This is a genomic window from Sphingobacterium litopenaei (genome assembly GCF_014692495.1).
GTDB classification, from domain to species: domain Bacteria; phylum Bacteroidota; class Bacteroidia; order Sphingobacteriales; family Sphingobacteriaceae; genus Sphingobacterium; species Sphingobacterium litopenaei.
In genome coordinates this window covers 64,731-89,661 of sequence record NZ_JACOIJ010000009.1, presented here as the reverse complement: position 1 = coordinate 89,661, position 24,931 = coordinate 64,731, and the positions used below count along the sequence as shown (strand labels likewise).

Genomic DNA, 24,931 nt, shown 5'->3' with positions numbered 1-24,931 from the left:
AAAATAACTAAGAAACATAAATAGAATGATGACAAAGAGCAAATTGTTTTTGAGTTTATTAGCGGCAGGAGCTATCGTAAGTACTGCTAGTGCTCAAAGTTTAAAAGATGCGCAAGCAGCGATTGATGCAGAGCAATATGATAAAGCGAAAGGCATCTTAAAAAATTTGGTAACAAAAAAACCTAAAGATGGTGCTAACTATTTTTATTTAGGTCAAGTATACCTTGCTAATGATAAATTAGATTCAGCGGCTTGGGCTTTTAATAATGGTGTAACTAATGCACCTAAAGAAACGTTAAATACTGTAGGTTTAGGTATTGTAGACTTACAAAAAAATAATGTATCAGCTGCTGAACAAAAATTTACACAAGCAACTTCTGATTTAGGTAAAAAAGATTATTTACCGTTATACTATATTGGTAAAGCTTATGTAGAAGCTCCAAAACCTGACTATGCTAAAGCGGTAGATTATTTATCGCAAGCGAAAGCTAAGAATGCGAAAGATGCATTGGTTCCGGTATCGTTAGGTGATGCTTACTTGGGTTTAGGTGAAAACAGCCAATCTTATATCAGTTACCGTGATGCGTTGAATATTGATCCTAATTTGGTGAAAGCAAAAGTACAACAAGCATTGATTACTCGTCGTGCATTTGCATTTGATGCGGCATTAGAGTCTTATAATTCAATTGCTGCTGAGTACCCAAATTATGGTCCTGTATATCGTGAAATTGCTGAGACTGAATTGCAAATTGCAAAACGTATGCCAGATAATACAGATGAAGAAAAGGCGGCATACGAAGCTCAAGTTGCAAAAGCAGTAGATAGCTATAAAAAATATTTGGAAGTGACTGGTGATAAATCCTCGGATGCATTAGTACGTTATGCTGACTTCTTAGTATTTGGTCAAAAATATGACGAATTAAAAACTGTAGCTCAACAATTGGAAAATGTACCAGGAGTGGATGCAAAAGTTTATCGTTATTTGGGTTTGATCGCTATCAACCAGGATAAAGATGCGGCTAAAGCGGTTGGTTACTTTGACAAATTATTTGCAAATGCTGAAGAAAGTCGTTTAATCGCAATCGACTACTTATTTAGTGGTTTTGCAAATATTGAAGCTGGTGATAAAAATAAAGGTTTACAACACTTAGGTAAAGCTTTAGAATTAGATAAGGAATTAATCAACGAAGTTGATGGTTATGGTAGAAATGCTTTCAATGCTGAAAAATTTGATGCTGCCGCAGCTATCTTCAACGTTCCTGCTTCTCAAAAAGGTGAACCTTGGTACTATGAAGCAAATTATTTAGTAGGTGATGCAAACTTCCGTGCAGGTAATCAGAAAAAAGAAGCAGGTGAAGATGCAACTAAAGAATTTAATGATGCTATTAAATCTTTAAATATTGTTATCCAATCAACAGATTCTGCTGCTGCAGATTTCAAAATTCCAGCATTGTATATCAAAGGTTATAGTAACTATAATTTAGATGTGATTGATCCAGAGCAACCAGAATTACATAAGGGTTTATACTTAGCTGACTTCAATGAGTTAGCAAAAATTCTTACAGATAAACAAGCTGCAGGAACACAATTAACAGAAGACGAAGTTGTTAAATTAACGGATGTGTATAATGTAATTGGTTATTACTACATCTTAAAAGAGGATTACAAAAAGGCAGCTGACTTATTTAAGAAAGCTTCTACTTTGACTCCTGGTGATGAAGTATCTACTCAATACTTGGAAGCATTAAAAGATTATATTAAATAGATTTTTTAAAAATCTTTTCAAAAGGGGAAACTGAATTCAGTTTCCCCTTTTATTTTTTGATAAAAGTTATATATTTGCTATCAACTGAGAACTAAACTTATATTATGGAAAATTTACAAGGTCAGAATTTGCCAGTAGATTATTTGCCAATTCTAATTCAACTTTTTGTTGCGGCGGGCTTTGGTGTAACTACTATTATCGGAACTCACCTTTTAGGACCAAAAGTTAGAACTGAAAATAAGCTTACAGCATTTGAATCGGGAGTAGAGGTAGTAGGTAATGCTAGACAACCTTTTTCCATTAAATATTTCTTAGTAGCGATACTATTTGTAATCTTCGACGTGGAGGTTATTTTTATGTATCCATGGGCAGTAAATTTTAGAGAATTTGGATTTGATGGTCTTATTGAGATGTTTATTTTCATGGGATTATTGCTTTTAGGTTTCATCTATGTGATTAAGAAAAAAGCACTTAACTGGGATTAAGAACCATTCTAAATAACATTCCTTTATTCAATTTAAGGAATAAAAACATTAAATTGAACCTGTATAAACCGAGAAAGAATAAACTGTATTATGAGCAAGGTCACCTTAGCTGAGGCGCCTCCAGGTGTGGAAGGAGCCGGTTTTTTTGCCACTACTTTGGATAAAGCGATTGGATTAGCTCGAGCTAACTCATTATGGCCCTTACCTTTTGCCACTTCATGCTGTGGTATCGAATTTATGGCTACGATGGGTTCTACATATGATTTAGCACGTTTTGGAGCAGAACGCCCAAGTTTTTCTCCTCGTCAAGCAGATATGCTTTTGGTGATGGGTACTATAGCAAAAAAAATGGCGCCCGTATTAAAACAGGTTTATATTCAAATGGCAGAGCCACGGTGGGTGATAGCGGTAGGTGCTTGTGCCTCGAGTGGAGGAATTTTCGATACATATTCCGTGTTGCAAGGAATAGATGAGATTATACCTGTAGATGTATATGTGCCAGGTTGCCCTCCAAGACCAGAAGCGATATTGGATGGGGTGCTGAAGTTGCAGGATATCGTGAAAAATGAATCGCTAAATAGACGCAACACACCAGAATACAAAGCATTGTTGGAGAAATACGGAATCGAGACGAACAATGGATAAGTTAACTAATCAATATATAATAGAAAGTTTAAGTGAGAAATTTGGTGAAGCAGTACAGATAATAGGAGAGCCTCACGGTCTTTTAACATTATCGACCTCGGCAGAACAGATTATTGAAGTTCTTACCTATCTCAAAAATAGTGAATCATTACGATTTAATTATCTGACAGATATTACTGGCGTGCATTATCCAAATCAGGAGAAGGAATTTGCTGTTGTTTACCATCTTCACAATCTTTTTCGGAATCTCCGCGTACGTATCAAGGTGTTTTTGGATGGCACTGATCTGACAATTTCTACGGTGACAAATTTATGGAAAGGAGCAAATTGGATGGAACGTGAGACGTATGATTTCTATGGAATCATATTCGATGGACATCCTGACTTACGTCGTATTTTGAATATGGACGATTTGGAAGTGTTCCCGATGCGTAAGGAACATCCATTGGAAGATCCGAACCGTGTAGATAAGAAAGATTTTTATTTTGGCCGATAACTTGAATTTACGAAGATGAGCAATCCTATAACCAAAATAACACACAATAAACCTGTCTTTGAAGACAACGATCCACAAGACGAATTAATTACCCTCAATATTGGACCAACGCACCCTGCAACGCATGGTGTATTTCAAAATGTTGTTCAGATTGATGGTGAGCGTATCGTTAGTGGTGTTTCAACAATAGGTTATATACACCGTGCTTTTGAGAAAATCGCCGAACGTCGTCCTTTTTATCAAATTACACCATTGACAGACCGACTGAACTACTGTTCTTCTCCTATTAATAATATGGGCTGGCACATGACGGTAGAAAAGCTTTTAGGAATTGAAATACCTAAAAGGGTTCAATATATGCGCGTAATTGTGATGGAATTGGCACGTATAGCAGATCATATTATTTGTAACGGTATTTTGGGTGTGGATACAGGGGCCTTCTCGGGTTTCTTGTATGTGATGCAGGAGCGTGAATTCATCTACGAAATCTATGAGGAAATCTGTGGTGCTCGTTTGACAACAAATATCGGTCGTATTGGCGGATTTGAGCGTGATTTCAACGAGATTACCTTTAAGAAAATAGAAGAATTTTTAGAACGATATCCTCCAGTATTGAGAGAATTTGAAGAGTTATTTGTTCGTAATAGAATATTTATAGAGCGTACTGCGGGAGTAGCAGCCGTTACACCTGAAGAAGCTTTGGAGTATAGTTGGTCTGGTCCGATTCTTCGTGCAACTGGTGTAGACTATGATGTACGTGTAGTTTCTCCTTATTGTTCTTATGAAGAATTTGATTTTGAAGTTCCGGTAGGAACAAATGGCGATGTATATGATCGTTTTATGGTGCGAAATGCTGAAATGTGGCAATCATTAAGCATTATTCGTCAGGCTTTGGATAAAATTAAGAAAGAACCAGCTGGCGTATTCCATGCGGATGTGCCGGAATTTTATCTGCCACCAAAAGAACAGGTTTACAATAATATGGAGGCACTTATTTACCATTTCAAAATTGTAATGGGCGAATGGGAAACTCCTCAATCCGAAGTGTATCATTCCGTAGAAGGTGCAAATGGGGAATTGGGTTTTTACTTGATTCACGATGGCGGTCGTACGCCGTACAGACTTCATTTTAGAAGGCCTTCATTTATCAATTATCAAATGTTTGCTCCTATGAGTGCGGGCATGTTGATTTCGGATGCAATTATAAACATGAGTAGTTTAAACGTAATAGCAGGAGAATTAGATGCTTAGTGTACAAGAGAACCTTCCCGTTGAATTTTCTGAACAACTCTTAGCCAAATTTGCTGAGGTTGTGAGTCGCTATCCTGCAGGTAAACAAAAGTCGGCTTTGTTGCCTATTCTACACTTAGTACAGGCTGAGTATGGGTGGTTGAGCACGGATGCTATGGACAAAGTAGCGGCTTATTTGCAAATCAAGCCTATTGAGGTGTACGAAGTAGCGACTTTCTATACCATGTATTTCTTGAAACCTCAAGGAAAGTATGCTTTAGAGGTTTGTCGCACAGGACCTTGTTGTTTGGTAGGGGCTGAACGTATAATGAGGCATATTGAACAACGATTGGGAGTGAAAGAAGGTGAAGTTACTCCTGATGGCTTGTTTTCTTGGCGAGGCGTAGAATGTTTGGCTGCTTGTGGTTTTGGTCCAGTGTTGCAAATTGGTCCAGAATATACTTTTTATGAGAATTTAACGGAAGAAAGTGTCGATGCTTTGATTGATACTTTAAAAAATAAGGGTTTGGGACAATAGATTTGAGTAGGGAGCATTGAGGCTGAAGTCTAATCTCTCATATCTCATATCTCATATCTAAAACAATGGGACGTAAACTATTATTAGAACATATCAATGAACCGGGAATAAACACTTTTGCCGTATATCGTCAAAAGGGGGGATACCGTGCTGTAGAAAAGGCTTTGAAAACGATGTCTCCTGATGATGTAGTCGAGGAAGTGAAAAAGTCGGGCTTACGTGGTCGTGGTGGAGCAGGTTTCCCTACGGGAATGAAATGGAGCTTTTTGGCGAAGCCAGAAGGTGTGCCACGTTATTTGGTGTGTAATGGTGACGAATCGGAGCCAGGCACATTCAAAGACCGTTATTTGATGACGCATATTCCGCACGCTTTGGTCGAAGGAATGATTGTGTCGAGTTATGCTCTAGGCGCGAATACCTCGTATATCTATGTACGTGGGGAGATGATGCCACAAATTCGCATTCTAGAAAACGCTATTGCGGAAGCAAAAGCGGCGGGTTTTTTGGGCAATAATATTTTAGGTACAGGATATAATCTTGAAATATATGTACAACCAGGTGGTGGCGCTTATATCTGTGGTGAAGAAACAGCCTTGTTGGAATCACTAGAAGGAAAGCGTGGTAATCCACGTATTAAGCCTCCATTCCCCGCGATCGCGGGTTTGTATGGTTGTCCTACAGTCGTAAACAATGTAGAATCTATTGCTGCAACAGTTCCGATTATTAATGATGGCGGTGAAGAATATGCTAAAATCGGTATTGAGCGCAGTACAGGCACGAAATTGATTTCGGCTTCGGGTAATATCAATAAGCCTGGTGTGTATGAAATTGAATTGGGAGTTCCTGTAGAAGAATTTATCTATTCGGATGAATACTGTGGCGGTATTGCTAATGGCAAAAAACTGAAAGCTTTAGTCGCAGGAGGTTCTTCGGTACCTATTTTACCAGCAAATTTAATTACAAAAACAGCCACTGGAAATCCTCGCTTGATGACTTACGAGTCCTTAGCTGATGGAGGATTTCAGACTGGTTCAATGATGGGTTCTGGCGGTTTTATAGTTTTTGATGAAGACCAATGTATCGTTCGCAATACTTGGAATTTTGCCCGATTCTATCATCATGAAAGTTGTGGACAATGTTCGCCTTGTCGTGAAGGAACGGGCTGGATGGAAAAAGTATTGCACAAAATAGAGCTTGGTCATGGCTCCATGGAAGATATAGACCTTTTATGGGATATTCAACGCAAAATTGAAGGAAATACAATTTGTCCTTTGGGTGATGCGGCAGCATGGCCTGTTGCGGCAGCGATTCGTCACTTTCGGGATGAATTTGAATGGCATGTGTTGAATCCTCAAGAGTCACAAACTAGAAATTATGGTTTGGCACATTATGCTGACCCTTTAGAACCTGTAGTTCAATAGATATTTAGAAGCAGATATGATGGCAGACGAAGTAGTAAATTTTAAAGTCACGATAGATGGTATTCCGGTGGAAGTAGCTCCGGGAACAACGATATTAAATGCTGCGCGTCAGATTGGTGGGGATATTGTGCCACCAGCGATGTGTTATTATTCTAAGCTGGAAGGTTCGGGCGGAAAATGCCGTACTTGTCTGGTAAGGGTTTCTAAAGGTTCGGAGAAAGACCCTCGTCCCATGCCAAAGCTTGTGGCTTCGTGCCGAACGACGGTGATGGATGGTATGGAGGTGCAAAATATTACTTCTCCAGAAGTGGTAGAAGCTCGCAAAGGCGTGGTGGAGATTTTGTTGATCAACCATCCGTTAGATTGCCCGATTTGTGACCAAGCTGGTGAATGTAAATTGCAGGATTTAGGCTACGAACATGGTTCGGAAAGTACACGTTATGAATTCGAGCGTCGTACATTCGAGCGTATAGACTTAGGCGATAAGATTCAGTTGCATATGAATCGTTGTATTCTATGTTACCGTTGTGTCTATGTTGCTAACCAATTGACGGAAGAGCGTGAGCATGGTATCTTGTATAGAGGTGACCATTCTGAGATTTCTACGCATATCGAAAAAGCATTGGATCATGATTTCATCGGAAATGTGATTGACGTATGTCCTGTAGGAGCTTTAACAGATAAAACTTTCCGTTTCAAAAATCGTGTTTGGTTTACAAAACCTATAGATGCGCACCGTGATTGCCCGACATGTTCGGGTAAAGTGACGCTATGGTACAAAGGAGAAGAAGTGTTGCGTGTTACGGGTCGTAAGGATGATTTTGGCGAGGTAGAAGATTTCATATGTAATACGTGTCGTTTTGATACCAAAAAAACATCAGATTGGGTGTTGGAACATCCGACAGATGTGGAGAAAGAATCCGTTATTGGTGCAAACCATTACGAATCCTTTAATCTCCCTCCTGTGATTAAAGAGAATGAGAAATTACAACTTGCGAATGCGGAGCAATTGCAAAGAGCAGAACGTTTAAAATAATATTCGATGGAAGTCGCTTTTATATTAGAGAAACTTATACTTGTGGTGATTGTCTTCACTGTTACTTTGGTGATAGCGATGTACTCTACACTGGCCGAGCGCAAGATTGCGGGTTTTATGCAAGACCGTTATGGTCCGGATAGAGCTGGTCTTTTCGGGATTTTACAACCTCTTTGTGATGGTGGTAAATTCTTTTTCAAAGAAGAAATTATTCCGGCAGGAGCGCATAAGACTTTGTTTATTTTAGGGCCTGTAATTGCGATTATCACAGCTTGTATCAGTTCGGCGGTGATTCCATGGGGACAAAATCTAGTTATTGATGGCAAAATCATCACGTTGCAAGTTGCTGATGTGAACATTGGTGTATTATACGTTTTTGGTGTAATAGCATTAGGCGTTTACGGTATTATGCTTGGTGGTTGGGCTTCAAACAACAAATTCTCCTTAATGGGAGCGATTCGTGCTGCCTCACAAAGTATTTCGTACGAAATCGGAATGGGTTTGTCTTTAATCGCTCTATTGATGGTGACAGGTTCGTTGCAATTAGGCGAAATTGTGGCGCAACAATCAGGTTTTGTAAACTGGAATATTTGGGTTCAGCCTTTAGGATTTTTGATTTTCATTACTTGTGCTTTTGCAGAATGTAATCGTGTGCCTTTTGACTTGCCCGAATGTGAAACCGAATTAGTAGGTGGATATCATACCGAATATTCTTCGATGAAATTGGGATTATACATGTTCTCGGAATACATCAATATGTTTGTTTCATCAGCTCTGATGTCGGCATTGTATTTCGGCGGGTATAATTTTCCATTCATGTATGATTTGGGCTTGTCCGAAAACTGGATAACTATTATAGGCGTACTTGTCTTTTTCTTAAAAATATTTGGTTTCATTTTCTTCTTCATGTGGATTCGTTGGACATTGCCACGCTTCCGTTATGACCAATTGATGAACTTGGGCTGGAAAATTTTGATTCCATTGGCTATAGCCAATATTGTATTGACAGGTGTAATAACATTAATTAAGGATACTTACTTTCAATAAGTCGGGATATGCAATCATTAACTAACCGAAAAAAAGTCATCGAGCAAAAGCCAATGAACATATGGGAACGTATGTACCTGCCGGCTATTGTGAAAGGGCTTTCTATTACTATACGACATTTTTTCAAGAAAATTCCTACTGTAAAATATCCTGAGGAAATTAGACCTTATTCAAAAAATTTCAGAGGACAACACTCGTTAAAACGTGATGAACAAGGCAGAGAGCGTTGTACGGCTTGTGGTCTTTGTGCGTTATCTTGTCCTGCTGAGGCGATTACGATGACAGCTGCGGAGCGTAAAAATGATGAAAAGCATTTGTACAGAGAGGAAAAGTACGCAGCGGTATACGAAATCAATATGTTGCGTTGTATTTTCTGTGGATTGTGCGAAGAAGCTTGTCCGAAGGAAGCCATTTATTTGGATGGTCCACACGTGACAGCAGAGTATTTGCGCAAGGATTTTATCTATGGTAAAGATAAATTGGTGGAGCCGAAATTTGATATTACGAAACTTAATGTAAACGGATAAGCATAATGGGTATATTTTATTTTGTAGCATTTTTGTCCATTTTCTTTGCGTTGATGACCATCTTCACAAAGAATCCAGTACATAGTGTGCTGTATCTAGTCATTACGTTTTTTACGTTTACAGTTCATTACATTTTGTTGAATGCACAGTTTTTGGCTGTTGTGAATTTCATCGTGTACATGGGTGCGATTATGGTTTTATTCCTGTTCGTTCTGATGCTTTTGAATCTTAATAAGGATACGGAACCAATGAAATCCACCTTGGTGAAAACTATAGGTGCTATTGCGGGGATGTGTTTGTTAGCGACTTTCTTAGGTGCTTTCCGTGTATTAGACGGGCAAGAAGAAAACGTGACAGGTAATACGGACGTAGGTTTAGTAAAAAATCTAGGTAAAGTTTTGTTTGATGAATTTTTATTGCCATTCGAATTGTCTTCAATCCTGTTGTTGACAGCAATGGTAGGAGCCATTTTATTAGCTAAAAAAGAAACAAAAGAAGGATAATGGGAGATATTATTCAAAATATACAAGGCATTCCATTAAATCATTATTTGATTTTCTGTAGTGTGATATTTGCCATCGGCGTTATAGGTGTGTTGATCCGTCGTAATGTGATTATCATTATGATGTCTATAGAGCTGATGCTAAATTCTGTAAACCTATTGTTGGCGGCATTTTCGGCTTATTATGGCGATGCGAGTGGACAGGTTTTTGTGTTTTTCGTTATGGCTTTGGCAGCAGCGGAAGTTGCGGTAGGTTTAGCCATTGTGATTATGGTCTACAGAAATACGAAATCTGTGGATATTGAGTCGTTGAGTAAATTACGTTGGTAAACGAGTAAAACCTAAATATATGATGGAACTAATCTGGCTGATACCGTTGATACCTTTGTTAGGTTTTATAATTAATGGACTAGGACAGTATAATTTTTCGAAATTCGTAATAGGATTGATAGGATGCGGTACCGTTTTGTGTTCTTTCTTGTTAAGTTGTTCGTTATTTGGCCAAGTGTTAAATGCGCGAAATGCAGGAGAAGATGCTGCAACGGTTTACCATTTATTTGATTGGTTGACCGTTGGAGATTTCAATTTGAAATTTTCATTTCTATTAGACCCTCTAAGCTCTATTATGTTGCTTATTGTTACAGGAATTGGATTTTTGATTCATTTGTATTCGTATTGTTATATGCACTCTGATGAATCCTTTGGAAGATTCTTTGCCTATCTAAATCTATTTATCTTCTTCATGTTGTTGTTGGTCTTAGGATCCAACTATTTAATCATGTTCATTGGATGGGAAGGAGTAGGATTATGTTCGTATTTGTTGATCGGGTTTTGGTACAAAAACTCTTCCTACGCAAGTGCAGCTAAAAAGGCTTTTGTGATGAACAGAATAGGAGATTTAGGATTTTTAATTGCTGTCTTTGCTATTATCGCAACTTTTGGAACGGTAGAATATGCAGAGGTATTTAGTAAGGCTTCAGAATTTCCTCTAGGCGATGCAACTTTATTGTTAATTACATTATTGTTATTTATCGCAGCTACTGGTAAATCTGCACAAATTCCATTATTCACGTGGTTGCCAGATGCGATGGCAGGTCCAACTCCTGTGTCCGCATTGATTCACGCGGCTACAATGGTAACAGCAGGAATTTATATGATTATTCGTTCGAATATTTTGTTTACACTATCTCCTCTTACTTTACAAATTATTGCGGTTATTGGCGTTACGACAGCATTGGTAGCTGCATTTATTGCGGTAACGCAAAACGATATAAAGAAAGTATTGGCTTATTCAACAGTTTCCCAATTAGGTTATATGTTTTTAGGGCTAGGAGTAGGGGCTTATACAGCTGCTTTCTTCCATGTATTGACCCACGCTTTTTTTAAAGCATTACTGTTTTTAGGAGCAGGTTCAGTTATTCATGGTATGGATCATGAGCAGGACGTGCGTAAAATGGGCGGATTGAAAAAATACATGCCTATTACATATGCAACGATGTTAATAGGTACAATCGCGATAGCAGGTATTCCTCCATTCTCAGGCTTTTTCTCTAAAGATGAAATTTTGGCCTTTTCATTTGAATCCAATCCAATTCTTTGGGGCTTAGGCTTTGTCGGAGCAATATTCACGGCTTACTATATGTTTAGAATGTTGTTTTTAACGTTCTTCGGTAAATTTAGAGGAACGGAAGAGCAGGCACATCATTTGCATGAGTCACCTGTACAAATGACTTTGCCGTTGATTGTTTTGGCTGTTCTTTCAGTAGTAGGTGGTGTTATCAATTTGCCTTCGGCATTAGGTGGGGGACATTGGTTGGCAAACTTCTTAAGTCCAATTTTTACTTATACGAATGCTAGACTTCCAGAGGTTCATTTGGAACATTCTACAGAATATATTTTGATGGCGGTTTCGGCTTTAGCGGCTATTATTATGGCTGTCGTTGCCTATCAAAAATATGTGAAGAAATCAGATGTTCCTCAAGAGGATGGTATGGAGCAGGGTGCCTTATACAATCTTTCATATAACAAATTGTATTTCGATGAACTGTATAATGCTTTGTTTGTAAAACCGCTTAATAGCTTATCTAAAATCTTATATAAAATTGTGGATAAGGGAACTATTGATGGTATCGTAAATGGTGTTGCGGATTTGATAAATGCCTCCGGTCGTGGTATTCGCCAATTACAAAGCGGTTATGTCGGGTTTTATATCATCATGATGGTATTGGGTGCAGCTGCTATTTTGCTGTATGGTCTTTTAAATATTTAAATAGATTTGAAATAGAAGATAATCAATGAATAACCTTTTTATACTGCTATTACTACCTGTTGCAAGTGCTATATTGTTAGCGTTCGCAAAATCTTCTTCGATGGCGAAGTGGCTTGCACTTGTATTGTCTTTGGTTCAAGTTGTATTGACAATACCATTCTTGTGCACCTTTGTACCTGACGCTTCTATTCAATTTGAGCAATCATTCGATTGGATTTCAAGTCTGAATATCCGTTTTCATGTAGGATTAGACGGCATTAGTTTACCGTTGGTGTTATTGACGAACGGTTTATTTCCACTCATCATTCTTTCGACCTTTACCAAAGATTATAGACATAGTTTTTATGCACTTGCTAGCTTTATGCAGGCAGGTTTGTTGTTGGTATTCACTGCTTTAGATGCTTTTACATTCTATGTAGGATGGGAAGCGGCATTAATTCCAATTTATTTTATTTGTGCACTTTGGGGTGATGGGGATAGAATAAAAGTAAATTTAAAATTCTTCATTTATACATTCTTTGGAAGTTTATTGATGTTGATTGCCATCCTTTATTTAGGACAGCAAACTCCAAATAAAGATTTTGAATGGACTTCATTTGTTGCTTTGGATTTGAGCGACTATGCACAACGTTGGTTATTTTGGGCTTTCTTTGTTGCTTTTGCGATTAAAATTCCAGTATTTCCATTCCACACATGGCAACCAGATACGTATACCAATGCGCCTACGGCAGGAACAATGCTGTTGGCTGGCATTATGTTGAAGATGGGTACTTATGGGGTTATTCGCTGGCTTATACCTGTTATTCCTTTCGGTACAAGTGCGTACGGTTCTGTTGCATTGGTGCTTTGTATCATTGGAATTGTATATGCCTCGCTAATTGCGTTCAAACAAAAAGATACTAAACGCCTTATTGCTTATTCATCTATTGCGCACGTGGGTTTGATTACAGCAGGTATATTTGCATGGAATCAAGAAGGTTTGCAAGGTGCAATTATGCAAATGGTGAATCATGGCATTAGTGTGGTGGGGATATTTCTAGTATTAGATCTTATCAAATCCCGCACGGGTACTAATCGTTTGGATGAGTTGGGCGGTCTTGCCTATAAAATGCCTGTATTAGCTACGCTTTTCGTTATTCTGATGATGGGTGCTGTCGGTCTGCCATTGACCAATGGTTTTATCGGCGAGTTTTTATTATTAAAATCACTATATAGTGTTGGAATTTGGTATGCTGCCTTTGCTGGATTGACATTGATTTTTGGTGCGGTATATATGTTGCGGTTATTTCAAAAAACTATGCTAGGCGCCTTGGATTCGAAATACGTAAAAGTCACAGATGCTTCTAAAACCGAAGTGTTTGTTTTGGTCATTCTTTGTCTGTTTGTGGTGTTGCTAGGTGTGTTGCCAAATGGACTATTGAAATTGTCAGAAGCATCGGTAACGCAATTAATTCAATCAGTTAAATTTTAAAATAAGTCAAAATACACAATCATATTTATGGGAGCGATTATTACACTGTCTCTGTTGGGAATTCTGGTTTTATATTTAGGCTTATATAAAGCAAAGTCCTTATTGTTGCCTGTATCCTTACTGGGTTTAGTGGCAGCATTAGGTTTTGAAATAGTAGCTTGGAATAATGGAACTGCACCGATCTACAACGGTATGGTTTTGTTTGACAATTTTGCTTTAGCTTTTTCAGCCGTATGTATTGTCATCACTGGCCTTGTACTTTTATTGTCTAAAGAATATTTCAGTGCTATAAGTAAGAATGTAGCGGAATATTATTGTTTGATTTTATTCTCGCTTACAGGTGCCTTGATGGTTTGTGCTTATCACAATTTTGCGATGCTGTTTATTGGTATTGAAGTCATGTCGGTAGCATTATATATTTTGGTAGGTATTCGTAAAACCGATTTTGCATCGAACGAAGCTGCCTTGAAATATTTCTTGATGGGCGCTTTCTCTACTGGATTTTTGTTATTCGGTATAACATTATTATACGGAGCTACAGGCACATTTGATATTACAGGAGTTAAAAATTATTTGGTTTCGAATCCAACAGCGGTATCCCCATTGTTTTATGGTGGAATCCTCTTGTTATTGGTTGGCTTGCTTTTCAAAGTGGGAGCTGCTCCCTTCCATTTCTGGACACCAGATGTATACGATGGCGCACCTATATTGATTACAACTTATATGAGTACTGTGGTGAAAGTGGCTTCGTTTGCCGGTTTTATCAAACTGTTTAGTTACGTTTTCTCTCCATTACAAGATTTTTGGACACCAATATTACTCGTCGTGATCGTTATTACTTTATTCCTGGGTAATATAACCGCTCTCATGCAAACAAGCTTTAAACGTATGTTGGCGTATTCGAGTATTTCGCATGCTGGATATATGCTCTTTGCAATTATATCGTTAGGAGCGAATGCGAATTCAAGCATATTGACTTATGGTTTAGCGTATTCATTAGCTTCGGTAGCCGCATTCGCGGGACTGATTTTAGTGAAGCGAAATCACGGTTCTGACCAGTTTGTTGCTTTTGATGGCTTAGGAAAAACTAATCCGTTATTGGCTTTAGTCATAACTGTTGCTATGTTATCTCTAGCTGGTATCCCGTTGACGGCAGGTTTTATAGGGAAGTTTATGTTATTCCGAAGTGCTATGGCGGATTATCATATTATATTGTTAATATTAGCTGTAGTTAATGCCGCGATTGGTATTTATTACTATTTGCGCGTAGTGGTTCGTATGTATTTTTATCCAAGCAATACTGGCGATGATAAACTTGCAGTGCCAATTAGTTTTAATGTAGTTTTGATTATCACTCTTTTGCTTACGGTGCTAATAGGGGTATATCCGAATTGTTTAATATCCTTATTGTAAGAAATAACCATTTTTACTGCTAAGCTCTTCTTTTTTGAAGAGCTTTTTTATAAAACGGAGCGTAAAACCCACAGGTCTTTAGCCTGTGGGATGTAAGCGACTAACCCTGATTGAGAATATACTGACGAATAGTATCAGGAGATGCTTCACCTATTGAACAAACAAAATAACCATCAGACCAGAAAGTATGTTCTTTCCAAAAATGTTTAAATAGAATGACCTGTGTGGTGAACGCCAAATGTAATAAGTAGATTCTTGTTTTAACTTGCGAACAATAGAAGTAATTGAAACACGAGGGATATAACGAATAAGAAAATGGATGTGGTCTAAATCAGATTCAAACACTTCAATTTCAAAATCTGAATTAGAAGTAATGTTTAAGAGAAAAGAACGCATATCATCTTTTAACTGACCGACAAGTAACTTTTTACGATACTTGCAAAGGAAGATTAAATGATACTTAGTGTTTTGAACGATTTGTGCTGATGTACTTACTTTTTTTAGACATAGTAGCGAAGTTTTTTGTGACTGTTTCTCAATCAAAATGGAAAATATTTACAAAAAAAAACGTATCGGACTGCATAAATAAAATGCATCTTTGCATAAAATAAAACTATTTAATAGTAGAATGAAGATAATTTTTCGGACATATCACTTTGAATTGCAGCCAACACAAGAGCAAAAAGTGTTGTTGGATAAGCATTTTGGATGTATCCGTTACGTTTACAACTACTTTTTAAATGAAAGGAAAGAGCAATATCAAGCAAATAAAAAGTCTGATAATTACTATAAACAGGCAGCTACGTTAACTGAACTAAAAAAGAAAGACTTAAATCTTTCAATAAGAGAATGGACTTACGAAAATGGACACGTTTTAGACCGTGATTTAAACGCTGCAAAAAACATTCTGAAAGAAGGATTAAAAATAATATCGTCAGGAACTGGCGATTACACGGGCGGAGACTCAAATAAGACTTTGGCAACAAAGCACAAGTCTGTGAAGCCCGAAGCCCATTTGTCTTTAGCACATGGGTAGTTCACCAGCATTTGTAGTTAGAAAATTAATTGCTTTTTCAACATCATGAAGTTGTTCCTGAATTAGAACAGATTGCCCATCAATATAACGGTAGTTAATATTTGCCACAGCAATATCAGGTGCTAACCGCCTAATAGCTTCTACAGATGCTTTCAAATCACTTTTATCTCCACTTATCCAAGCGCCTCCGTGAATCATAACAATAAGCTTCGTATTTGCATTTCTATTTTCGGGCAAGTACAAATCGATTTTATGTCTTGCATGTTCTCCGTAAGCTGTGTCTATAATTTCTCTATAGCTCGTGTTTAAATCTAACGCTTCGTAATCATCATCTTTACATGAAAGGAAGATGATTGTGCTTATGAATAATAAATATAACTTTCTCATAATTAGGTGGTATAGGTGCTAATGTACTGACTTTAAAGAAAAGTAGTATAAAAAAAAAGGATAGCTTTTTGGCTATCCTTTAAATGTAGTTGTTACTTTCTAAGCTTTTCAGCACCCTCAATGATTTTTTCTACTACCGTAGGGTCTTGTAGTGTTGATGTATCTCCTAAACTGCCCAATTCGTTTTCTGCTACTTTGCGTAAGATTCTACGCATAATTTTACCTGAACGCGTTTTTGGTAAATCGCTTACAAATTGAATAATATCTGGTTTGGCAATAGCCCCAATCAAACGAGTTACCGTTTGTAGGATGTCTTGACGAGTTTGATTTTCGTCGATATGGTGATTGGCAATGACATAAGCGTAAATACCTTGACCTTTTACGGGGTGAGGATAACCTACAATTGCAGATTCAACTACATCAGAGTGCATGTTGATAGCGTTTTCAACTTCCGCTGTACCGATACGGTGTCCAGAAACATTCAATACATCATCCACACGTCCTGTAATGCGGTAATAACCTTCGGGGCTGCGGTAACAGCCATCACCTGTAAAGTACATATTCTCGTAAGTAGAGAAATATGTTTGTTTACAACGCTCGTGGTCGCCCCAAGTTGAACGTAACATGCCTGGCCAAGGGAATTTGATGCACAAATTACCTGAAACATCGTTGCCTTCTATTTCTTTACCATTTTCATCCATCAAACATGGTTGAACGCCGGGAAGAGGTAATAATGCGTAACCTGGAATTTCAGGTGTAATACCTGCGATAGGTGTAATCAAGTGACCACCATTTTCAGTTTGCCACCATGTATCTGCAATTGGACATTTTCCTTTACCTACTTTGTCTTTGTACCAATGCCACGCTTCCTCATTGATTGGCTCGCCTACAGAACCCAATACGCGTAAAGATGATAAGTCCTTAGAGTCTACATATTCGTCGCCAAAGGCCATCAATGAACGAATAGCTGTTGGAGCTGTATATAGAATATTGACTTTGTATTTGTCCACAATATCCCAATATCTACCTGCATCAGGGAAAGTAGGGATACCTTCAAACATTAATGAAGTAGCACCTTGTGAAAGTGGTCCATAAACGATATAACTATGACCTGTAATCCAACCAATATCAGCAGTACAGAAATATACTTCTCCTGGTTGATATTGGAAGGTGTTGGCAAATGTATAGCCCGTATACACCATATAACCTCCAGTTGTGTGTACTACACCTTTTGGCTTTCCTGTCGAACCGGAAGTATACAAAATAAACAACGTGTCTTCTGCATCCATTTCTTCTGCAGGACAAGCTGGATTACCTTGTGTTTCTACTTTTTTAATTTCGTCTTCCCACCACACATCACGACCTTTAATCATCGAAACTGGCGTACGAGAACGAGTCAAGACAATAACTTTCTCCACGGATTTACACTGCATCAAGGCGTCGTCTACGATGGATTTAAGTTCCAATACTTTTGGACCACGGAAACCACCGTCAGCTGTTACTACTAATTTACACTCCGCATCATTGATACGATCCGCAATAGATTGTGCAGAGAAACCACCAAATACGACAGAGTGAATGGCACCAATACGAGCACAGGCTAATACAGCAATTACTAATTCAGGGACCATTGGTAAATAAATACACACACGGTCACCTTTTTTGATATTGTTATTCTTTAATACGTTAGCAAATTGTTCAACTTTGTTTAAAAGTTGTTTATAAGTCAACACACGGTGCGCTTCAGTAGGATCATTCGGTTCCCAAATGATGGCTGGTGTGTCGCCATTTTGATAGATATGTCTGTCTAAACAGTTTTCGGTAATATTTACTTTACCTCCTTCGAACCATCTGATATCTGGATCTTTGAAATTCCAATTTAGAACATTAGTCCATTTTCTTTTCCAAAAGAAATTGCTTGCAACATCTCCCCAAAATTCTTCTGGATTTTCGACACTTCTCTTATAAGCGTCCTGATACTCCTCAAAACTTTTAATTTGAAAACTCATCTCTCTTTCTCTAAAATTTTCTATAGGTTTATATTTTATTATACTTAGTTATCCAATTCAGACATTCATTTATTCAATGTGGTAAAATGCCTGATTTAGAGACTAATTTAATTTTTTTTGCCATTAAAAGCGAATGAGGCAAAGAGATTGTTACTAATTATCTGTGTAAAAGTGAATAAATTTTTGACGTGAAAAAGCTAGAACAGATTTGGAAATTTTTCGTGTTTACTAATTTGTTGATTGCCAGTGCAGCAGCAGCGCAGGTGCTTTTGAGTTATGAAATTTTTCACCTTTCTTACAATCTTTATATTGTCTTGTTGGAATTTGCGGCGACTCTATTACTGTATAATTTAAGCATCTGGATTTCGAAACCTAAAGATTATAAGCAATCACCTTACGAGCGAACACGGTGGATTTTTGGTAAAATGCCCATTTTTTGGATAATAAATGTCTTAGCAATTCTGCTTCTTCTGTATGCGTTAGCACAAATCCATTTTCAAACACTCCTGTACTTAGGATTTATTGGGGTGCTAAGTTTGGCCTATGCGCTTCCTCTTCTCAAAATAAAAGGTCAATGGAAAAGTTTTCGTCACCTACCTTATATAAAGGTGTTTCATATTGCTTTGATTTGGTCCTTAAGTACAGTGGGATTGGTCTATGTGGAAAGTGTAAATAATTTAGAAAACATCGCATGGGGCAGTTTGCTTTACTTGTTGAGTTGTAAATTTTTATTTATTCTTCTAGTGACTATTCCTTTTGATATTCGGGATATGAAACAAGATTCTTATTATCACCTGAAAACGGTTCCTTTGGCTCTAGGAGAAATTAGAGCAAAATACCTTTGTTACGTTTTAGGGATATTGCATATTTTGTTGGTTTTGGCAATGCCTACATCGACAGAAATCAAAATAGGCTTGATACTATGTGATATTTTGGTGTTGCTAATTTTCAAAACCAAAATATTTAAAGAGCAAAACAACTTTCTAAATGTTTACTTGTTGGATTTACTTTTAGTAGGGCAGTATGCCCTATGTTTATTTAGTATTGAAGTCGCTAATAATCTTATCCGCTAAAATATCTGAAAGCTTGAAGTAACTTTCAAAAGTCCAGCCTGCCACATGGGGACTTAAGATAACATTGTCTCTAGAGATTAAGTCCTGATACCAATCCTGTTCACCCAAAGCAGGGAATTTTTCGATAGGTAATACATCAAAAGCAGCTCCTGAAATTTTTCCTGAATCTAATGCTTTTAATACCGCAGGAACATTTGCAATTCCACCACGTGCACCCATTAAAAAGAAAATTGGTTTGCGGAAATGCAATAGATATTCTTCATCGATCAAACCTTTGGTCTCACGAGTCAATGGAATGTGAAAACTTACTACATCAGCTTGTTTTACAACCTCTTCCATCGAAACTTCCGTGGCGTATTGATCCGAAAATCCCGTTTTGTATTTATCGTAAGCAATGACTTTGACATCAAAACCTGAAAGTTTCTTCGCCATTGCCTGACCATTATGTCCATAACCAATCAAAGCAACCGTTCTTCCTTTGAGTTCATAACCACGGTTTTCTTCGCGTCTCCATTGACCTTGACGAATTTCCACATTGCCACGATTAAGATTATTCATCAAATTCAATAACATTCCAATCATATGCTCACCCACAGCATCACAATTTCCTTCGTTGGCAGGGAAAAGTTTGATGCCTTTTGATAATGCATATTCCTCATCGATATTGTCCATACCAGCACCCGAACGACCTATTAATTTAAGGTTTGGAGCTAAATCGATGAATGCTTGATCGACCTGGAACTTCGAACGAATAATTAAGCCATCATATTGATTTATGACTTTTTCTGCATCTGCACGTGCAAAATCAGGCTGGTAATTGTAGCAAATTCCTGCTTTATCAAATTTCTCTAAAAGGACTAGATGTATGTCGTCAACGATAAGAATATTCATGTTCGCTTATTTTCCTATTTTCATAAAATCCACAGAGAGAAGTTGTGTCAAACCGGCCTGAGCCACACTTTTAGGTAGAATTTTCATAATATTATTTCTACAAGCTACCAAAAATGGATTATCCCATTGCGAAATCTCTCCAATTCGCTTTGAAGTGTCTGTGATATATTTGGTGCGTTTCAATCTGCGTTGTTCAAAATTACGAAAAGCTTCTGGAATAGGTTTATTATCTTTCAATTCATCGACTAAAACCGCTACATCTTCTAATGCCTGACAAGCGCCTTGTCCCATATTCGGGGTAGTAGCGTGACCTGCATCACCCAACAGCAAAATATTATTGTAGGCAAAATGTGATAAAGGTTTGATGTCGATAATATCATTCCAAATCAAATCTTCATCCTTAGTTTCGGATAGAATGGTAGGAATCGGTGCGTGATAATCTTGAAATTGTTTTGTTAAATCCTGGACAGTGTAGTCTTTATAGACTGGATTATTGGCTTTACTGTTGACACAAGCGTACCAATATATCCGATTTCCAACTAATGGCGTCATGCCAAACCTTCCTTTTGTACCCCAAGTTTCCGAACCTTTGTCTAATTGAATGCTGCTGTTGTCAATTGTAGCTCGCCAGCAGGTATAACCTGAATAACGCGGTGTAGAGTGCGGAAGAAGTTGTTGTCGTAAAGGGGATTTGACACCATCAGCTATTAAAAGATATTTGCAATTCACAGTGCTTCCGTTCCTGAAAAATACGGTTATATCTTTCGAATGCTGTTTGAAACGTAATGCCTGTTTGTCAAGAAATACTGTTTCTGAGGGAAGTTTGCTTAACAGATAAAAATGTAAATCTGCGCGATGAATCGTGAAGTTATCTTGATTGTATTGCTGAGAAAGTTTTTGTGTATCCGGAGAAAATAAAATATTTCCGTGCTGGTCTAATATATTAAAGGAATTGGTATAAAAGCCGATTTTTTCTACTTCTTTTTTTAGACCTAGTAAATCTAAAGCTTGCATGGCATTCGCTGCCAAGCCAAATCCAGCACCAATACCTTTGAGTTCTTTTGTCTTTTCGAAAACGACGAATTCACGACCCAATTGTTGAAGACCAATCGCAGCGGTCAATCCCGCTACGCCTCCACCTATTATCGCAAATTCCGTTTCAATGTTCATATCATATAGATTCGGAAATTTCGTTTGTCAACGCGACGAAATCAGCAACTGTTAATCTTTCTGCACGTAAGTCGTAAAGTGGGTTGTCGCTCATTTTGTCTTTTGCAATTACCCCAGAAAGCGAATTACGTAAAGTTTTACGACGTTGATTAAATCCTGCTTTTACAACTTTCCAAAATAAATCTTCATCGCAACCCAAATCCGTTACTTTATTACGCGTCATTCGCATTACGCCCGAAAGAACTTTTGGTGGAGGGTTGAAAGCACCTGCTTTTACGGTAAACAAATATTCGACATCGTAATAAGCCTGCAAGAAAACGGAGATAATACCGTATTCTTTGCTGCCTGGTTTGGCTACACAACGCTCGGCTACTTCTTTTTGAAACATGCCTGCCATTTGAACCACGCGGTCTCTTTCTTCCAAAACCTTAAATAAGATTTGTGAAGAAATATTGTAAGGATAGTTACCGATCACAGCCATTTTGTCTCCAAAATATTGGCTGAAATCCAATTGCAAAAAGTCTCCGTGAATTAATCTGTCGCCTAATTGTGGGTACTTGTCTGCAAGATATTCAATGGATTCGTCGTCTACATCAATCAAAAAGGTCTCGTATTCTTCTTTTTGCAATAAAAAATCTGACAATACGCCCATACCAGGACCTACTTCCAAAACTTGGGTGAAGCCTAAAGAAGTATCCAGTGCATCGGCAATGCGTTGTGCTGCATTTTTATCATTCAAAAAGTGTTGTCCTAAGTGTTTTTTAGCGCGTACCGTACCCATATTTTATCTTAAACAACAAAATTACTAAGTATATGGCAGATTGTGGTAAAAAGATTTCGTTAATTGTGGAGATTGAATGCACGATAGAATTCGGAATTACCTTCTTCTTTCTTATTTTTTTCCTATTTTTGATTTGAAAAACGCTAAAAACGATGAGTGATAAATTAAAAGTTGGTATTAGTATTGGGGACATTAATGGTATAGGTTTGGAAGTGATTATCAAATCGCTGTTAGACAATCGTGTATTGGATTTCTTTACGCCAATTGTATACGGTAATACCAAGAATGCTTCATTTCATCGTAAAGCGAACAACATCAATGACTTTAGTTTTAATGTTATTAATGATGTTGATCAAGCAAATCCCAAACGCCCCAATTTAATAAACTGTTGGCAAGAAGATGTTAAAATCACTTTGGGCGAGGAAAACGAAATTGGTGGTAAATACGCTTTTATTTCGTTGGAACGTGCTACGGAAGATTTAATAGCTGGAAAACTAGATGCATTAGTAACTGCGCCAATCAACAAACACAATATTCAAAGCGAAAATTTCAACTTCCCAGGACATACCGAATATTTACAAAGCAAAACCAATGCAGAAGATGTATTGATGTTTATGGTTTGTGATGAACTAAAAATTGGAGTCGTTACAGGACACATTCCATTGAACGAGGTAGCTGGTAAAATTACAGAAGAGGCAATTTTGAAAAAATTGCGCATGATGAATGAATCTTTGAAAAGGGATTTCTGGATTCAAAAACCAAAAATTGCTGTGCTGGGATTAAATCCACACGCTGGCGACAATGGCGTGATTGGTACAGAGGACGATGCGATTATTGCTCCAACTTTAGAAAAAGCTAACCAAGAAGGAATTTTCTGTTTTGGTCCTTACCCAGCAGATGGTTTTTTTGCAGGTGATGCTTACAAAAAATTCGATGGGGTATTAGCTATGTACCACGATCAAGGCTTAATTCCTTTCAAACATATTGCTAGTCGTAAAGGTGTAAATTATACAGCTGGTCTTCCTATTGTTCGTACTTCTCCAGATCATGGCACAGGTTATGATATTGCAGGGAAAAATTTAGCTTCACATGAGTCTTTCTTAGAGGCAATTTTTACGGCAGTGCATATCGTCAATAATCGTCGCGAGCAAGCTGAACTGTCCGAAAATCCACTAGCATTCCGTAAACTTTCAAAAGACAGAGATTAGTCAAATCGGGAGATTACCTTATATTTTTGACTCATTTTTCTTTTTATTTAAGTATTTTTGCCAACTAAATAGATCGGCAGGGTCTATGATATGTGCGCTATGACTGAAGACTTACAACATCCAATATTTTCTATTATCAAAGATTTAGCTGACAAAACAGGCACTGAAGTGTATGTGATTGGAGGCTATGTGCGGGATCGAATAATGGGTCGTCCTTTCAAAAATGATGTGGATATATTGGTTATTGGTTCGGGAATTGATTTCGCAACTAAGTTGGGTGATTTTCTACATACCAAAGTTGCGGTTTACAAATCTTTCGGTACAGCGATGTTGGTATACGACGGGCTGGACGTGGAGTTTGTTGGGGCTCGTAAAGAATCCTACCGTCGTGATTCACGCAAGCCTATTGTAGAAGATGGTACTTTGCAGGACGATCAAAATCGTCGCGATTTTACAATAAACGCAATGGCTTATTCGTTGAATAGTGCAACGTACGGTCAATTGCTAGATCCTTTTAATGGATTAGCAGATATTGAAAACCGCGTTATTCGTACGCCACTAGAACCAAAAGAAACATTTTCTGACGATCCGTTGCGTATGATGCGGGCAATACGTTTCGCAACACAATTAAATTTTAAAATTGATGTATCAGCTTTAGAAGCGATTGTCGAAACAAAAGATCGTATAAAAATTATATCCAGAGAACGTATTACAGACGAGATAAATAAAATCATTTTGTCTAAAAAGCCTTCTATTGGATTCAAATATTTGTTTGATACAGGTTTGTTGGAATTGGTATTCCCAGCGATGGCAAATCTGTATGGTGTAGAATATGTAGATGGTAAAGGCCATAAAGACAATTTTTACCATACTTTAGAAGTGTTGGACAATGTAGCGGAAATGTCGGACGACTTATGGTTACGTTGGGCGGCTATTATGCACGATATTGCGAAACCAGCTACTAAACGTTTTGATAAGCGTATCGGTTGGACTTTTCATGGTCACGAAGATAGAGGAGCACGAATGGTGCCGAAATTGTTCGCGGAGATGAAGTTGCCTTTGAACGAAAAAATGAAATTTGTTCAAAAATTGGTTCAACTACATTTAAGACCTATTGTTCTCGCTCAGGATATTGTGACGGATTCGGCTGTGCGTCGTTTGTTGTTTGAAGCTGGAGATGATATTGATGCGTTGATGTTATTGTGCCATGCTGACGTGACCACCAAAAACGAATTCAAAAAGAAGAAATACCGTGACAATTTTGAGTTGGTAAAACAAAAACTGAAAGATGTAGAAGAGCGCGATCATCTACGCAATTGGCAGCCACCAGTAACAGGAGAGGATATCATGCATGTTTTTGGCTTAGGACCTAGCAAGCAGGTGGGTATTATTAAAAATGCGATTCGCGAAGCTATATTGGAAGGTGATATACCTAACGAACGTATGGCAGCTTATAATTTTATGCTCGAAAAGGCAAAATCCTTGAATTTAGAGCCAAAGCAAATATTGTCTTTAGAGACAACAAAATAAT

Annotated in this window: 24 protein-coding genes and 1 pseudogene; 19 read left to right on the top strand and 6 right to left on the bottom strand. The window is 37.8% G+C overall.

What is annotated here, in order from left to right; translation table 11 throughout:
* Positions 1–25 precede the first annotated feature (25 nt).
* From H8B04_RS06875 to H8B04_RS06805, 15 genes are all read left to right on the top strand, one after another.
* Positions 26–1,765, top strand: a complete 1,740-nt coding sequence (locus tag H8B04_RS06875) for a tetratricopeptide repeat protein (RefSeq protein ID WP_223815311.1) — start codon at positions 26–28, stop codon at positions 1,763–1,765.
* 104 nt (positions 1,766–1,869) lie between these two features.
* Positions 1,870–2,250 (top strand): NADH-quinone oxidoreductase subunit A, encoded by a 381-nt coding sequence (locus H8B04_RS06870; RefSeq protein ID WP_190301859.1) that lies wholly within the window; start codon positions 1,870–1,872, stop codon positions 2,248–2,250.
* 90 nt (positions 2,251–2,340) lie between these two features.
* The gene (locus tag H8B04_RS06865; protein ID WP_165291431.1) at positions 2,341–2,895 is read left to right on the top strand and encodes an NADH-quinone oxidoreductase subunit B; all 555 of its coding nucleotides are present in this window, start codon (positions 2,341–2,343) and stop codon (positions 2,893–2,895) included.
* Positions 2,888–3,391, top strand: a complete 504-nt coding sequence (locus H8B04_RS06860) for an NADH-quinone oxidoreductase subunit C (protein ID WP_190301858.1) — start codon at positions 2,888–2,890, stop codon at positions 3,389–3,391. The genes H8B04_RS06865 and H8B04_RS06860 overlap by 8 nt, the downstream gene beginning before the upstream one ends.
* A gap of 15 nt (positions 3,392–3,406) precedes the next feature.
* Positions 3,407–4,642: an NADH-quinone oxidoreductase subunit D gene (locus H8B04_RS06855; RefSeq protein ID WP_190301857.1), complete on the top strand. Its 1,236-nt coding sequence runs from the start codon at positions 3,407–3,409 to the stop codon at positions 4,640–4,642.
* Complete coding sequence (locus H8B04_RS06850; protein WP_165291433.1) at positions 4,635–5,159, top strand: NADH-quinone oxidoreductase subunit NuoE family protein; 525 nt, start codon at positions 4,635–4,637, stop codon at positions 5,157–5,159. Before H8B04_RS06855 ends, H8B04_RS06850 begins: the two co-directional genes overlap by 8 nt.
* A gap of 65 nt (positions 5,160–5,224) precedes the next feature.
* Entirely contained in the window at positions 5,225–6,580 is a 1,356-nt protein-coding gene (nuoF, locus tag H8B04_RS06845; RefSeq protein WP_165291434.1) for an NADH-quinone oxidoreductase subunit NuoF, read from the top strand.
* Positions 6,581–6,596: 16 nt separating this feature from the next.
* A complete protein-coding gene (locus H8B04_RS06840) occupies positions 6,597–7,616 on the top strand; it encodes a 2Fe-2S iron-sulfur cluster-binding protein (RefSeq protein ID WP_394354874.1) in 1,020 nt (339 codons plus the stop codon).
* A gap of 6 nt (positions 7,617–7,622) precedes the next feature.
* Positions 7,623–8,663: an NADH-quinone oxidoreductase subunit NuoH gene (nuoH, locus tag H8B04_RS06835; RefSeq protein ID WP_190301856.1), complete on the top strand. Its 1,041-nt coding sequence runs from the start codon at positions 7,623–7,625 to the stop codon at positions 8,661–8,663.
* An 8-nt stretch (positions 8,664–8,671) separates the two neighbouring features.
* Positions 8,672–9,190 (top strand): NuoI/complex I 23 kDa subunit family protein, encoded by a 519-nt coding sequence (locus tag H8B04_RS06830; RefSeq protein ID WP_165291436.1) that lies wholly within the window; start codon positions 8,672–8,674, stop codon positions 9,188–9,190.
* A gap of 5 nt (positions 9,191–9,195) precedes the next feature.
* Positions 9,196–9,693, top strand: coding sequence for an NADH-quinone oxidoreductase subunit J family protein (locus H8B04_RS06825; RefSeq protein ID WP_165291437.1), 498 nt, complete (start codon positions 9,196–9,198; stop codon positions 9,691–9,693).
* The gene (gene nuoK, locus H8B04_RS06820; protein WP_149914787.1) at positions 9,693–10,022 is read left to right on the top strand and encodes an NADH-quinone oxidoreductase subunit NuoK; all 330 of its coding nucleotides are present in this window, start codon (positions 9,693–9,695) and stop codon (positions 10,020–10,022) included. The genes H8B04_RS06825 and nuoK overlap by 1 nt, the downstream gene beginning before the upstream one ends.
* A gap of 19 nt (positions 10,023–10,041) precedes the next feature.
* Positions 10,042–11,961: an NADH-quinone oxidoreductase subunit L gene (nuoL, locus tag H8B04_RS06815; RefSeq protein WP_190301855.1), complete on the top strand. Its 1,920-nt coding sequence runs from the start codon at positions 10,042–10,044 to the stop codon at positions 11,959–11,961.
* Positions 11,962–11,986: 25 nt separating this feature from the next.
* Positions 11,987–13,432, top strand: coding sequence for a complex I subunit 4 family protein (locus tag H8B04_RS06810; protein ID WP_190301854.1), 1,446 nt, complete (start codon positions 11,987–11,989; stop codon positions 13,430–13,432).
* A 27-nt stretch (positions 13,433–13,459) separates the two neighbouring features.
* Positions 13,460–14,845, top strand: a complete 1,386-nt coding sequence (locus H8B04_RS06805) for an NADH-quinone oxidoreductase subunit N (RefSeq protein WP_190301853.1) — start codon at positions 13,460–13,462, stop codon at positions 14,843–14,845.
* 100 nt (positions 14,846–14,945) lie between these two features.
* Here the strand turns inward: H8B04_RS06805 and tnpA are convergent.
* Positions 14,946–15,353 (bottom strand): annotated as a pseudogene (gene tnpA, locus H8B04_RS06800) (IS200/IS605 family transposase).
* 120 nt (positions 15,354–15,473) lie between these two features.
* On the opposite strand from tnpA, the gene H8B04_RS06795 reads away from it, so the two are divergent.
* On the top strand, positions 15,474–15,881 hold the full coding sequence (locus tag H8B04_RS06795; RefSeq protein WP_190301852.1) for a helix-turn-helix domain-containing protein: 408 nt from the start codon (positions 15,474–15,476) through the stop codon (positions 15,879–15,881).
* Here H8B04_RS06795 and H8B04_RS06790 read toward each other — a convergent pair.
* A complete protein-coding gene (locus H8B04_RS06790; protein ID WP_190301851.1) occupies positions 15,867–16,268 on the bottom strand; it encodes an alpha/beta hydrolase family protein in 402 nt (133 codons plus the stop codon). The two genes, H8B04_RS06795 and H8B04_RS06790, sit on opposite strands and share 15 nt — an antisense overlap.
* Before the next feature lie 92 nt (positions 16,269–16,360).
* Entirely contained in the window at positions 16,361–18,277 is a 1,917-nt protein-coding gene (gene acs / locus H8B04_RS06785) for an acetate--CoA ligase (protein WP_165290514.1), read from the bottom strand.
* Between the two features lie 188 nt (positions 18,278–18,465).
* On the opposite strand from acs, the gene H8B04_RS06780 reads away from it, so the two are divergent.
* Complete coding sequence (locus H8B04_RS06780) at positions 18,466–19,350, top strand: UbiA prenyltransferase family protein (RefSeq protein WP_190301850.1); 885 nt, start codon at positions 18,466–18,468, stop codon at positions 19,348–19,350.
* On the opposite strand, the gene H8B04_RS06775 is transcribed toward H8B04_RS06780, so the two are convergent.
* The 3 genes from H8B04_RS06775 to rsmA are packed head-to-tail and all read right to left on the bottom strand — an operon-like array spanning position 19,312 to position 22,192.
* The gene (locus H8B04_RS06775) at positions 19,312–20,241 is read right to left on the bottom strand and encodes an NAD(P)-dependent oxidoreductase (protein WP_190301849.1); all 930 of its coding nucleotides are present in this window, start codon (positions 20,239–20,241) and stop codon (positions 19,312–19,314) included. The two genes, H8B04_RS06780 and H8B04_RS06775, sit on opposite strands and share 39 nt — an antisense overlap.
* A gap of 6 nt (positions 20,242–20,247) precedes the next feature.
* Positions 20,248–21,411, bottom strand: a complete 1,164-nt coding sequence (locus H8B04_RS06770) for an FAD-dependent monooxygenase (RefSeq protein WP_190301848.1) — start codon at positions 21,409–21,411, stop codon at positions 20,248–20,250.
* A gap of 1 nt (position 21,412) precedes the next feature.
* Entirely contained in the window at positions 21,413–22,192 is a 780-nt protein-coding gene (gene rsmA / locus H8B04_RS06765) for a 16S rRNA (adenine(1518)-N(6)/adenine(1519)-N(6))-dimethyltransferase RsmA (protein WP_190301847.1), read from the bottom strand.
* Positions 22,193–22,344: 152 nt separating this feature from the next.
* On the opposite strand from rsmA, the gene pdxA reads away from it, so the two are divergent.
* Both pdxA and H8B04_RS06755 read left to right on the top strand, forming a co-directional pair.
* Complete coding sequence (gene pdxA, locus H8B04_RS06760; protein WP_190301846.1) at positions 22,345–23,400, top strand: 4-hydroxythreonine-4-phosphate dehydrogenase PdxA; 1,056 nt, start codon at positions 22,345–22,347, stop codon at positions 23,398–23,400.
* Between the two features lie 99 nt (positions 23,401–23,499).
* On the top strand, positions 23,500–24,930 hold the full coding sequence (locus H8B04_RS06755; RefSeq protein WP_165290508.1) for a CCA tRNA nucleotidyltransferase: 1,431 nt from the start codon (positions 23,500–23,502) through the stop codon (positions 24,928–24,930).
* The last annotated feature ends 1 nt before the right edge of the window (position 24,931 follow it).